We start from the raw sequence: 12,276 nt of genomic DNA, 5'->3' as shown, positions 1-12,276 counted from the left end.
ATCGCAGCAGGGGATTGAGGGATCACATGTCGTCGACCTACTTCACCGACTTGGCTCAGCAGTACATCGACGGTGAGTGGCGCCCGGGCACAGGCTCCTGGGACATCATCGACTTCAATCCGTACGACGGCGAGAAGCTGGCGTCGATCACCATAGCCACGGTGGACGAGGTCGACGACGCGTACCAGGCGGCCGCCCGCGCCCAGAAGAAGTGGGCCGCGACGAACGCCTACGCGCGCCGCGCGGTCTTCGAGAAGGCCCTCAGGGTGATCGAGGAGCGCGAGGGGGAGATCTCCGACGCGATCGTCGCCGAGCTCGGCGGCACCCGGCTGAAGGCCGCCTTCGAGCTGCACCTCGCCAAGGAGTTCCTGCGCGAGGCGGTCCACCTGGCGCTGCGTCCCGAGGGCCGGATCATCCCCTCGCCGACCGACGGCAAGGAGAACCGCGTCTACCGCGTCCCGGTCGGCGTCGTCGGTGTGATCAGCCCCTTCAACTTCCCGTTCCTGCTGTCGATCAAGTCCGTGGCGCCGGCGCTGGCTCTCGGCAACGGCGTGGTGCTGAAGCCGCACCAGAACACCCCGATCGTCGGCGGCTCCCTGGTCGCGAAGATCTTCGAGGAAGCCGGTCTGCCCGGCGGTCTGCTGAACGTCGTCATCACCGACATCGCGGAGATCGGCGACGCCTTCATCGAGCACCCGCTCGCGAAGGTCATCTCCTTCACCGGTTCCGACAAGGTCGGCCGTCACGTCGCCACCGTCTGCGCCTCGCACTTCAAGCGCTCGGTCCTCGAACTCGGCGGCAACAGCGCCCTGGTGGTCCTCGAGGACGCCGACATCGACTACGCCGTCGACGCGGCCGTCTTCAGCCGGTACGTCCACCAGGGTCAGGTCTGCATGGCCGCGAACCGCGTCCTGGTCGACCGCTCGGTCGCGGACGAGTTCACCGAGAAGTTCGTCGCCAAGGTCAAGACCCTCAAGGTCGGTGACCCGGCGGATCCCGAGACCGTCATCGGCCCGCTGATCAACTCCTCGCAGGCGGACGCCGTCTCGGCCGCCGTCGAGCAGGCGATCGCCGAAGGCGCCACGGCGCTGCTGCACGGCTCGACCACGGACACCCTGGTCGAGCCCTCCGTCCTCACCGGCCTGCCCGCCGACTCCGCACTGCTTCGGCAGGAGCTCTTCGGCCCGGTCGCCTTCCTCATCCCGTTCGACGGCGAGGAGGAGGCCGTACGCCTCGTCAACGACACCCCCTACGGCCTGAGCGGCGCCGTCCACACCGCCGACATCGAGCGTGGCGTGACCTTCGCCAAGCAGATCGACACGGGCATGTTCCACGTCAACGACGGCACCGTCCACGACGAGCCGATCGTCCCCTTCGGCGGCGAGAAGAGCTCCGGCATCGGCCGCCTGAACGGCGACACCATGCTGGACTCGTTCACCACGCTGAAGTGGATCTCGGTGCAGCACGGGCGCAGCGGCTTCCCGTTCTAGTTCTCCCTCTGTCTGAGACCGCGCGGGCCCTTGCGGACAGAAGCTGTCCGCAAGGGCCCGTAGCTTCGTCGGTGTCGGAGAGCGCGGCTCTTCCGAACCCGACGAAAGGCGGCAGGACATGGTCACTCACGTGCGCGCGGAGGCTCAGGGCGACGAGCGGGGAGCGCTGCTGTCGTTCCTGGCCGAGCAGCGGGGCGGCATCCGCCGGGCGCTGCTCGGGCTGACGCCGGAGCAGGCCGCCTCCCGCCCCAGCGCGAGCGAACTGTCCCTCGGCGGCCTGCTCAAGCACGTGGCGGAGGTCGAGCAGGGCTGGGTCGCGCGGGCCAAGGGCGAGCCGCCGGCCGTGAAGCGGGACGAGTCGAACTGGCACGAGTGCTTTCTCCTCGTGGCGGGCGAGAGTGTCGAGCAGCAGCTCGCGTACTGGGAGCGGGTCGCCGCCGAGACGGAGTCGTACGTCCGCTCGGTCCCCAGCCTCGACGACACCTTCCCGCTGCCGAACGACCCCTGGTTCCCGCCGGACGAGGCCGTCTCGGTGCGCTGGCTGGTGCTGCACCTGATCCGCGAGACGGCCCGGCACGCCGGCCACGCCGACATCGTCCGGGAGTCGCTGGACGGAAGGACCGCGTTCGAGCTGGTGGCCCAGGCGCAGGCCGGCTGAGTCCCGGGCGCGGGCCGGGTGAGGTCCGAGGGCAGATGGTGAGGTCGAGGTCAAGCCGGTCGAGCGCCGGGCCATAACCTGGACCGCATGTCAGCGATCCGTCTCCTCGTGCTCGGCGCGGTCCGTCAGCACGGGCGGGCCCACGGCTACCAGGTGCGCAACGACCTGGAGTACTGGGGCGCGCACGAGTGGTCCAACGCCAAGCCCGGCTCGATCTACCACGCGCTCAAGCAGATGGCGAAGCAGGGGCTGCTGCACGCGCACGAGATCGCGCCGTCCACCGCCGGCGGCCCGCCGCGCACGGAGTACGAGATCACCGACGCGGGCACCGAGGAGTACTTCACGCTGCTGCGTGAGGCGCTGACCTCGTACGACCAGAAGATGGACATCAAGTCGGCGGCCATCGGCTTCGTCGTCGACCTTCCGCGCGGCGAGGCGGTGACCCTGCTGAAGGAGCGCACCCGCCGCATCGACGACTGGCGCTCCGCCGTCACCGAGCACTACGTGCCCGAGGAAGGGCCCGAACAGCTCGGACACATCGGCGAGGTCATGAACCTGTGGATCCACACGGCCGACGCGGAAGGCGAGTGGACCCGGGGGCTGATCGCGCGGATCGAGGGCGGGGCGTACACCTTCGCGGGTGAGGGCGATCCCTTCGTCGGTGTGCTGGCCGAGGACCAGCAGAACCCGTACGCCACGGGGGAGTCGCATCCGGGAGACGCGCGCTGACCGTCGCTGAGGCGCGCCGGGCACGGCACGTCCGTCCAGGCTAATCAAGTTTGACCAATCCATCCAGGCGCGTTACCTTCGCCGAGTAGTCAAGTTTGATTAGCCGAATGTGATCGATCAGGGTGAGGGAGTGGCCAGTGGCCGAAGCGGCGATCACCGTCGAGGGTGCGGTCAAGGAGTACGGCGAGAAGAAGGCACTGGACCGGCTCGACCTCCGGGTCACCCGGGGCACGGTGCACGGGATGCTCGGGCCCAACGGCGCGGGCAAGACGACCCTGGTGCGGATCCTGTCCACGCTGTTGCGTCCCGACGCGGGCCGGATCGAGGTCGCCGGGCACGACGTGGTGAGCCGGGCCCAGGAGGTCCGCTTCCGCATCGGCCTGCTCGGCCAGCACGCGGCCCTGGACGAGGCGCTCGACGGGCGCCAGAACCTGGAGATGTTCGGCCGCCTCCACCATCTGGGCTCCCGCCACGCGCGCGTGCGTGCCGGTGAGCTCCTCGAGCGCTTCGGCCTGGCCGACACCGGCCGCAAGCCGGTCAGTGCCTACAGCGGCGGCATGCGGCGCCGCCTGGATCTCGCCGCGTCGCTGATCAGGGAACCGGAGGTGCTGTTCCTGGACGAACCGACGACCGGTCTCGACCCGCGCGGCCGCACCGAGGTGTGGGCCGCCGTCCGCTCCCTGGTCGGCGGCGGCACCACGGTCCTGCTCACCACTCAGTACCTGGAGGAGGCCGACCAGCTCGCCGACCGCATCTCGGTCGTCGACCGGGGCCGCGTCATCGCCGACGGCACGGCGGACGAACTCAAGGCGACGACGGGCGGCGACCGGATCGACGTGGTCCTGCGCGACGCGGGCCAACTGGGCGCGGCCGTCGCCCTGTTGCCCCTGGCGAAGGACGAGGTCTCGGTGGACCCCGACCGACGGCTGCTCAGCGCCCCGGTCACCGACCGCATGGCGGCACTCTCCGGTGTCGTACGGGCGCTGGAGGAGGCCGGTATCGAGGCGGCGGACGTCGCCCTGCGCCGCCCCACCCTGGACGAGGTCTTCCTGCACCTGACGGGACGCGACGACCGTACGCACGGCGGCCCCGCGGACGGCCGTACGACTCGAAGCGGCGCGGACGGCCGTACGACTCGAAGCCCGGACGGCCGCACGACTGAAGGTTCCGCCGACGACCGTACGAAGGAGACCGCGTGACCGGCTACGCGCTGACGGATTCCTGGACCATGACCCGGCGCGAACTCGCCCACTGGGCACGGCAGCCGGTGCGGGTCCTGGTCGCCCTGGTCTTCCCGGTGATGCTGCTGCTGATGTTCGGCTACCTGGTCGGCGGCGGCCGGGACGTGCGCGGCGACTACCTCGACTACCTGGTCCCGGGCATGCTCGCGCTCACCATGGCCTTCGGCCTGGAGGGGACGATGCTCGCCGTCACCCAGGACCTCGACAAGGGGGTGATCGACCGCTTCCGCTCGCTGCCGATGGCCAACGGGGCGGTTCTGGTGGGCCGTTCGGCCGCCGACATGCTTCAGTCCGCGGTGGGGCTGGGCATCCTCGTCGGCGTCGGACACGCGCTGGGCTGGCGCGTCCACGCCGGCCCGGCCGCGTTCCTGGCCGCCGTGGGCCTCCTGCTGCTCTTCCGTTTCGCCATGCTCTGGATCGGCATCCACCTGGCCCTGGTGGCCGGCAAACCGGAGTTGGTGCAGGCCGTGCAGATCCTGGTGTGGCCGGTCGGCTTCCTGTCCAACGCCTTCGCGGCCCCGGACTCCATGCCCGGCCTGCTGGGCACGGTGGTCGCCTGGAACCCGATGTCCCAGACAGCGACCGCCGTACGGCACCTGCTCGGCGGCCCCGGTGGGGAGCCGGGACACGTGTGGCCGGCCGTCATATGGCCGCTCGCCCTGCTGGCGCTCTTCTTCCCGCTGGCGGTACGGCGGTTCGGCCGCCTGAGCCGGTAGGGCGCCGGGGCTGGTCCGGCTGCCGTGGCCGGGCCGGGGGGTGGCCGCAGGGAGCGGACCGGACGGACGTCGTGGAGCAGGCCCGGTGCGGCAGCGTCCACCGGCCGCGGGAACCGCGCGGCCGGCCACGATCCACCCGCGGGCGGCGTGCACGACGCGTTCGCGGGTGGTGGCGCAGAGGCGGTCGCCGTGGCGTACCGGGCCGGGACGTCCGGCGGAGCGCTCAGTGATGGAACCCGGTCGCCGCCCCCCGGTCCCGCGTCACCGGACGCGACTGCCGGCGCAGTTCCGGAAGCAGTCGGCCCAGGTCCTCGACGAACAGTTCGGCCAGGTCGCTGGAGAAACCGTTGCGGCACACGACCCGAAGGACGGACAGGTCCTCCCGGTTGGGCGGGAAGGTGTACGCGGGCACCAGCCAGCCGTGCTCGCGCAGCCGCCGGGAGACGTCGAACACGTCGTACGCCTCCACGCCCGGCGCGGTCGTGAAGGCGAACACGGGCAGCTCGTCGCCCCGGGTCAGGAGCCGGAAGTCCCCGAGCGCCTCCACGTGTTCGGCGACGCTGCGGGCCACGTCCCGCGTGGTCTGCTGCACGGCCCGGAAGCCCTCACGACCCAGCCGCAGGAACGTGTAGTACTGCGCGACCACCTGGGCGCCGGGACGCGAGAAGTTCAGCGCGAACGTCGGCATGTCGCCGCCCAGATAGTTGACGCGGAACACGAGCTCCTCGGGCAGCGACTCCGTGTCCCGCCACAGCGCCCAGCCGACGCCCGGGTACACCAGCCCGTACTTGTGCCCCGAGGTGTTGATCGACGCCACGCGCGGGAGGCGGAAGTCCCAGACCAGGTCCTCGTCGAGGAAGGGCGCGACCATCGCGCCGGACGCGCCGTCGACGTGCACGGGAACGTCGAGGCCGGTCGTCTCCTGCAACCGGTCGAGCTCGGCGCACAGTTGCAGGATCGGCTCGTACGAACCGTCGAAGGTCGAGCCGAGAATGCCCACGACCCCGATGGTGTTCTCGTCGCACAGCGCCGCCGCGGCCTCCGGGTCGAGGTGGAACCGGTCGCCCTCCATGGGGACCTGGCGCGCCTCGACCTCCCAGAAGTTGCAGAACTTGTCCCAGCAGACCTGGACGTTGACGCCCATGACGAGGTTCGGGCGGGCGTCCCGTCCGGGATAGCGGTCGGCGTTGCGCTGCGCCCACCTGCGCTTGAGCGCCAGGCCCGCGAGCATGCAGGCCTCGCTCGACCCGGTCGTCGAACAGCCCACGGCCGCGGCCGGGTCGGGCGCGTTCCACAGGTCCGCGAGCATCGCCACGCAGCGCCGCTCCAGCTCGGCCGTGCGCGGGTACTCGTCCTTGTCGATCATGTTCTTGTCCCGGCACTCGCCCATCAGGACCCCGGCCTGCGGTTCCATCCAGGTGGTGACGAAGGTGGCGAGGTTGAGGCGGGAGTTGCCGTCGAGCATCAGCTCGTCGTGCACCAGCTGGTACGCCGTCGTGGGCGGCAGCGGCGCGTCCGGCAGCCGGTGCCGTGGTGGGGCCTCGGTCATACCGCCGACCGGATTGGCGTCACCGTAGAAGGGGTTGACGGACATCGGACGCTCGTCGGGCTTCTCGGGCCCCTGGTGAAGCGGCATGAAGGTGACTCCTCGACGGGTCGGACGGGTCGGACGAAGACGGACTGGTCGGACGAAGACGGACGGATCGGACGATGGCGAACGGGTCGGACGCGAACGGATCGGAGCGGACGGCGGTGTTCGGCGGTGGTCGACCGCCGCTGGCCGTCGCCGACCGTCGCCGACCGCGCCGACGCCGGCTGACGGAACCGGCGCGCGGATCAGCGGACCGCTGTCCCGTCCGCGTGCAACTGCATCTGGGGACGGCCGGTGACCAGCAGCCAGGCGGGCAGCGAGGCGATGCACAGCAGGGCGAGGATCGTCGGCGAGGCCACCAGGACGGCGGCCGTGAACAGGCTCACCCAGCCCAGCCTGGTGATGGCGAGGAGCGTGCCCAGCACCGCCGCGGAGACACCGACCGCCGGATGCACGGCGGGCACCAGGGCGTGGGCGCCCAGCCCGAGGGCCACGCCCACGAAGACGGACGGGAAGATCCGTCCGCCCCGGAAGCCGCAGGACGCGGCGATGAGCAGCGCGGCCAGCTTCACCACCGACATCGTGACGAACTGTCCGGCCGACCAGCCGTCGGGATCGCGCGCCAGCTCCGAGACCTCGTCCAGGCCCTTGAAGAGCGTCAGATGGCCACCCAGGGCCCCCAGCAGCCCCAGCACGACGCCGCCGACCGGAAGCGCCACCATCGGGTGCCGGAGAAGGGAGAAGAGGCGGTGGGTGTACGGGAAGGCGTACACGGCGCACATGCCGAGCACCGCCGCCACGGACGAGATCACCAGCGCGGCCAGCAGGTCGCTCCAGCCGGGCGTGCCGATCGGGGGCAGGTGCAGGTCGAAGGACGGCTCGGCCACCAGGCTGGTCGTCATGGCGCCCGCCGCGGCCGCGGCCAGCGGGGCGAAGACGGCGTCCCACAGCGCTCCTCTGACCTGTTGGCCGGCCAGCGCCTCGGAGAGCACCAGAGCCGCCGCCACCGGCGTGCCGAACAGCGAGCCGATCGTCGCCGCCTCGGCCAGCATCACCCACAGGGGCCCCGGCATCCGCGGAATCAGTCGATTGCCCAGCCAGAAGGCGAGTGCGACGTTCACCGCGATGGTCGGGTTCTCGGGGCCGAGACTCGGCCCGCCCGCGAGCATCAGGACGGTCGCCAGCGCCAGCCCCGGCAGCACGCCCGGCGGCAGCACGGGAGCGTCGAGTCCGGTGGTGGCCGGGTCGGGCCCGGCGTGTCCCGGCACCTTCCAGACCACCAGCCCGACCGCCAGGCCCGTGGCCGTGAGCACGACGAGCATCCAGAAGACGGAGTACCGGCCGATCCCCAGTGCGTCGGGCAGGTCCTGCCAGAGCACGTCCTGCAACTGCTCGCCCAGCGCGCTGACCGCGAGCAGCACCAGACTGGCTCCCACTCCCACGAGGAGCGCGGGGATGATCAGCAGCAGCAGAGTGCGTGCCGGAGTCGCCGGGGCTGCGGGTGCCGGCTGCGCGCTGTCCTGGGCCACGCGCTCACCATAAGCGGATCAAACGGACACAACATCTCGAGCGTGGGCGGCTTGCACCTCACGTGGCGTGAGGCCTCAGCGTGGAGTCGTACCGAGAAGGGAGCGGAAGTGAGCTACTCCGTGGGACAGGTGGCCGGCTTCGCCGGAGTCACGGTGCGCACGCTGCACCACTACGACGACATCGGCCTGCTCGCCCCGGGCGAGCGCAGCCACGCGGGCCACCGGCGCTACAACGACGCCGACCTCGACCGGCTGCAGCGGATCCTGTTCTACCGGGAACTCGGCTTCCCGCTCGAGGAGGTCGCCGAGCTGCTCGACGACGCGGACGCGGACCCGCGCGCGCACCTGCGCCGGCAGCACGAACTGCTGACCGCCCGGATCGAGAGACTGCGGAAGATGGCGGCGGCCGTGGAGCAGGCCATGGAGGCACGCAGGATGGGCATCAACCTCACGCCCGAGGAAAGGTTCGAGGTCTTCGGGGACAAGGACCCCGATCAGTACGCCGAGGAGGCCGAACAGCGCTGGGGCGGCACGGAGGTGTACGCCGAGTCGCGGCGCCGCGCCGCCCATTACACCAAGGAGGACTGGAAGCGCATGCGGTCCGAGGTCGAGGACTGGAGCGCGCGCTACGACGCGTTGATGGCCGCCGGTGAGCCGCCGACCGGCGAGGCGGCCATGGACCTGGCCGAGGAGCACCGGCTGCACATCAGCACGTGGTTCTACGAGTGCTCCCCCGAGTTCCACCAGGGCCTCGGCGGGATGTACGTCTCCGACGAGCGCTTCAAGGCGTTCTACGACTCCGTGCGGCCGGGTCTCGCGGAGCACCTCCGGGACGCGATCACGGCGAACGCGGTCCGCCGCACGGGCGCGTAGTCACCTGGCCCGGGGAGACTCACTCCCGGGCCAGGACCACCGCCGTGCCGTACGCGCACACCTCCGTGCCCACGTCGGCCGCCTCGGTCACGTCGAAGCGGAACATCAGCACGGCGTTGGCCCCACGCGTGCGTGCCTGCTCGACGAGACGCTCCATGGCCTGGTTGCGGGTCTGCACGAGCGTCTTGGTGAGGCCCTTGAGCTCACCGCCGACCATCGACTTCAGACCCGCGCCGATCTGGCTCCCCAGGTGGCGGGAGCGCACGGTCAGTCCGAAGACCTCGCCGATCACCTCCTGCACACGATGGCCGGGTACGTCGTTCGTGGTGACGACGAGCACGTCGGGCTGAGGGCCCTGACCGCCGCCGTAATCTTCGATGCCCATGGTTCACAGCTTTGTCCCAGTCGGCTCACAGTGCATCCCGGAGACACCGGTGGAACCTGGGGCGGACACACCGCGTTGATAGCTTTGATGGAGCCGCAACCGGCCGCCGTACCTCCCTCCACCCCTCAGGAGCCCGGAACCGTGACGACGCTTGCCCTCGGACCGAGCTGGCTGGACCCCAACACCCTGCTGGACAACTTCGGCATCTGGGGTCTGCTCCTCATCGTCTTCGCGGAGTCGGGCCTGCTCATCGGGTTCTTTCTGCCCGGTGACTCGCTCCTGTTCACCTGCGGTCTGCTGATCACGTCGAAGCAGCTGGACTTCCCGCTGTGGGCGGCGATCGGCCTCATCTGCGTCGCCGCGATCCTCGGCGACCAGGCGGGTTACATGTTCGGCAAGAAGGTCGGCCCCTCGCTGTTCAACCGACCCGACTCCCGGCTGTTCAAGCAGGAGAACGTGGTCAAGGCGCACGAGTTCTTCGAGAAGTACGGCCCGAAGTCCCTGGTCCTGGCCCGCTTCGTGCCGATCGTCCGCACCTTCACGCCGATCATCGCCGGCGTCAGCGGCATGAAGTACCGCTCGTTCCTCACCTTCAACGTCATCGGCGGCGTCCTGTGGGGTGCGGGTGTCACCCTGCTCGGCTCGTGGCTCGGCAAGATCGACTTCGTCAACAAGAACATCGAGGCGATCCTGATCCTGATCGTCCTCGTCTCGGTGGTCCCGATCGCCATCGAGTTCCTGCGCGCGCGCTCGAAGAACAGGAAGAACCCGCCGCAGGCCGCCCCCGCCCAGCAGCCCGAGTGGCAGCAGCAGGCCATGGACGACGCGACGACCCAGCTGCGCCGCATCCCGCCGACCGACCAGCCCCAGGAGCAGTACGGCCACCAGGGCGACCAGCAGGGCGACCACGGCCGACAGCAGTACGGCAACCAGGGCGACCACGGCCGACAGCAGTACGGCTACGACCAGGCCCCGCAGCACTACGACCAGGCCCCGCAGCACTACCCCCAGGGCTACCAGCAGCAGCCGGCCCCGCAGCACTACCCCCAGGGCTACCAGCAACAGCCGTACGGCTCCCAGCAGAGCCAGGACCAGAACCAGCAGAACCAGAACCAGAACCAGAACCAGCAGCCGTACCCGTACAACGAGGGCTACTGAAGCGCTCCGAAGGCGTGATCGGCCGCCACGGCCGGCGTTCGGCCTGGCGGCGCGGGAAACCGCCCGGTGAGCCACCCGCGGTCCGCCGCAGCCCTCCGGGTCGGCGGGCGTGAGCCCCTCAGAACCCTCGCGTCCGCTTGGCGGCCCGCCGCCCCGCGGTGGACGCGCCCGGCAGGCGCAGGAACAGGCGCGAGATCTCCGACCCGAGGTTCACCCCGATGGCGATGGCCATCGCCAGGGCCGCCGCCTTGGACAGCGACACCAGCCCCTTGTCGACCTCGTTCTGCGCGATCGCCAACAGCCCGAAGTAGGTCGCGGACCCCGGCAGCAGGGGCCCGATCGCGGCGGTGGTGTACGGCAGCGCGGACGCGAACCGGTACCGGGACAGCAGCTGCCCGAACAGTCCGACCAGACCCGCGGCGACGGCCGTGGAGGCGACCGGTGAGATGCCGCCGGTGTAGTGCATCGCGCCGTACACCGTCCAGGCGACGCCCCCGTTCAGCGTCACCGCCAGCACGGTGGACCGTTCCTGCTGCAACAGCACCGCGAAGGTCAGCGACAGCAGCATCGACGCGCCGATCTGCCACAGCGGCCGGTCGACGCTGCCCAGGGCCGCGTCCGGGTTGAGGTGGGCGCCCAGCTGGACACCGACGTAGAGCATCACCAGCACCCCGATGACGATGCCGACGAAGAAGTACATGACCTCCAGGAGCCGTGCGGCGGCCGTGATGTAGAAGCCGGTCAGGCCGTCCTGCACGCCCGCCACCAGCGCCCGCCCGGGCAGCAGCGCGAACAGCCCACCGGTGACCACCGCGGACGCCTTCACGTCGGCGTGGGCCAGCGTCAGCGCGATGCCGATCGCGGCCGGAGGCATCGCGGCCACCGTGAACTGGTAGAACTCCGGCAGCCCGCGCCCCGCGCACAGCCACGCCAGGCGGTCGCCGAGCATCGCGCCGAGCGCGGCAGCGACGAACACGACCAGATCACCGCCGACGAGTACGGAGGCCGCGCCCGCGAGCAGCCCGCTCGCCGCGGTCAGCACCCAGGTGGGGTACGGATGCCGGTTGCGGCGGATCTCCGCGAGTCGCCGGTAGGCCTCCTCCAGGGAGGTGTGGCTCTCCGGGTCGCTGAGGTCGTCCACCAGCTGGAAGACGGCCGCGAGGCGCGTGTAGTCGGTGACCCGGCGGCGCACGGTCCGCGACGCCGTCACCGGGTCCTCCACCAGGGACGGCTGGTAGGAGATCGACAGCAGGGTGAAGGTGACGGTCGGCTCGCAGCGGTCGAGGCCGTAGGACCGGCAGACCGCGAACATCGCCGCCTCGACGTCCTCCGCGCCCTCGCCGCCCGCCAGCAGCAACTCGCCGATTCGCAGGGTCAGGTCCAGCACACGCGGAACGGCCGGACCCTCCTCCTCGGCCTTCTGCACCGGCTCCGGCGCGGGCCGCTCGGCCACCGGCATCCGCAGCATCGTGCGCATCCGGTCCTGCCAGGGCAGGTCCTTGGTCAGACTGACCGTGGGCACGCCGCCCGGCGGCGTGAACGCGGGCGGGGCGTGCTTGGCGCTGTAGGTACGCGGCAGGCTGAAAGCCGACCCCTCGGCGTCGCCCGCGGGCGCCTGCGGGACGTCGAGGCCGTCGGGTAGGGCGAACTCGGAGGTCGTCTCCGACTCCGCGCCGGGCTTGGCCACGGCGAGCCCCCGCGGGATCGCGAACTCGGACGTCGTCTGCGACTCGCCGTCCGCCGCGGGAGCCGCGAACCCGCTCCTCGCCTCGTCCGACCGCGGCTTGCGGTCCTGAGCCTCCGTCACTCCGTAACGCTCCCTGTACGACACCTCTGCAGCCTCAGTATGCGCACAGATACGCGAACGGGCCGCACGCGCAGGCGTGCGGCCCGTTACACGACACGG

11 protein-coding genes are annotated in these 12,276 nt (G+C 70.8%); 7 read left to right on the top strand and 4 right to left on the bottom strand.

Translation table 11 applies throughout. The annotated features are described in order from the left end of the window. Positions 1–26: 26 nt before the first annotated feature. The 5 genes from OG985_RS21525 (at position 27) to OG985_RS21505 (ending at position 4,834) form a co-directional block, all read left to right on the top strand. Positions 27–1,490 carry an aldehyde dehydrogenase family protein gene (locus tag OG985_RS21525; protein WP_371669966.1) on the top strand — a complete coding sequence of 488 codons (1,464 nt, stop codon included), beginning with the start codon at positions 27–29 and terminating at the stop codon, positions 1,488–1,490. 118 nt (positions 1,491–1,608) lie between these two features. Beyond that, positions 1,609–2,148, top strand: coding sequence for a DinB family protein (locus OG985_RS21520; protein ID WP_371669965.1), 540 nt, complete (start codon positions 1,609–1,611; stop codon positions 2,146–2,148). Between the two features lie 87 nt (positions 2,149–2,235). Further along, positions 2,236–2,877 (top strand): PadR family transcriptional regulator, encoded by a 642-nt coding sequence (locus OG985_RS21515; protein WP_371669964.1) that lies wholly within the window; start codon positions 2,236–2,238, stop codon positions 2,875–2,877. Positions 2,878–3,014: 137 nt separating this feature from the next. Next, the gene (locus OG985_RS21510; protein WP_371669963.1) at positions 3,015–4,076 is read left to right on the top strand and encodes an ATP-binding cassette domain-containing protein; all 1,062 of its coding nucleotides are present in this window, start codon (positions 3,015–3,017) and stop codon (positions 4,074–4,076) included. Then, positions 4,073–4,834, top strand: a complete 762-nt coding sequence (locus tag OG985_RS21505) for an ABC transporter permease (RefSeq protein ID WP_371669962.1) — start codon at positions 4,073–4,075, stop codon at positions 4,832–4,834. Before OG985_RS21510 ends, OG985_RS21505 begins: the two co-directional genes overlap by 4 nt. 223 nt (positions 4,835–5,057) lie before the next feature. On the opposite strand, the gene OG985_RS21500 is transcribed toward OG985_RS21505, so the two are convergent. Beyond that, positions 5,058–6,470: a glutamate decarboxylase gene (locus OG985_RS21500; RefSeq protein ID WP_371669961.1), complete on the bottom strand. Its 1,413-nt coding sequence runs from the start codon at positions 6,468–6,470 to the stop codon at positions 5,058–5,060. Between the two features lie 200 nt (positions 6,471–6,670). Further along, complete coding sequence (locus tag OG985_RS21495) at positions 6,671–7,954, bottom strand: ion channel protein (protein WP_371669960.1); 1,284 nt, start codon at positions 7,952–7,954, stop codon at positions 6,671–6,673. A gap of 108 nt (positions 7,955–8,062) precedes the next feature. Here OG985_RS21495 and OG985_RS21490 point away from each other — a divergent pair, with 108 nt between their 5' ends. After that, the gene (locus tag OG985_RS21490) at positions 8,063–8,827 is read left to right on the top strand and encodes a MerR family transcriptional regulator (protein ID WP_371669959.1); all 765 of its coding nucleotides are present in this window, start codon (positions 8,063–8,065) and stop codon (positions 8,825–8,827) included. Positions 8,828–8,846: 19 nt separating this feature from the next. On the opposite strand, the gene OG985_RS21485 is transcribed toward OG985_RS21490, so the two are convergent. Then, on the bottom strand, positions 8,847–9,212 hold the full coding sequence (locus OG985_RS21485) for a YbjQ family protein (RefSeq protein ID WP_371669958.1): 366 nt from the start codon (positions 9,210–9,212) through the stop codon (positions 8,847–8,849). Positions 9,213–9,353: 141 nt separating this feature from the next. Here OG985_RS21485 and OG985_RS21480 point away from each other — a divergent pair, with 141 nt between their 5' ends. Next, positions 9,354–10,370: a VTT domain-containing protein gene (locus OG985_RS21480; RefSeq protein ID WP_371669957.1), complete on the top strand. Its 1,017-nt coding sequence runs from the start codon at positions 9,354–9,356 to the stop codon at positions 10,368–10,370. Positions 10,371–10,488: 118 nt separating this feature from the next. Here the strand turns inward: OG985_RS21480 and OG985_RS21475 are convergent, their stop codons facing one another. Continuing rightward, on the bottom strand, positions 10,489–12,177 hold the full coding sequence (locus tag OG985_RS21475) for a threonine/serine exporter ThrE family protein (protein ID WP_371669956.1): 1,689 nt from the start codon (positions 12,175–12,177) through the stop codon (positions 10,489–10,491). Between the last annotated feature and the right edge of the window lie 99 nt (positions 12,178–12,276).

Origin of the sequence: Streptomyces sp. NBC_00289 (assembly GCF_041435115.1) — a bacterium.
In the GTDB taxonomy this organism is placed as follows: Bacteria; Actinomycetota; Actinomycetes; order Streptomycetales; family Streptomycetaceae; genus Streptomyces.
This window is presented reverse-complemented; position numbering and strand designations above follow the sequence as displayed.

Bases quoted from the DNA above. Each gene is read 5' to 3' on its own strand.
- OG985_RS21515 (WP_371669964.1), top strand. From the start codon at position 2,236: ATGTCAGCGATCCGTCTCCTCGTGCTCGGCGCGGTCCGTCAGCACGGG.
- OG985_RS21500 (WP_371669961.1), bottom strand. From the start codon at position 6,470: ATGCCGCTTCACCAGGGGCCCGAGAAGCCCGACGAGCGTCCGATGTCC.
- OG985_RS21485 (WP_371669958.1), bottom strand. From the start codon at position 9,212: ATGGGCATCGAAGATTACGGCGGCGGTCAGGGCCCTCAGCCCGACGTG.
- OG985_RS21520 (WP_371669965.1), top strand. From the start codon at position 1,609: ATGGTCACTCACGTGCGCGCGGAGGCTCAGGGCGACGAGCGGGGAGCG.
- OG985_RS21525 (WP_371669966.1), top strand. From the start codon at position 27: ATGTCGTCGACCTACTTCACCGACTTGGCTCAGCAGTACATCGACGGT.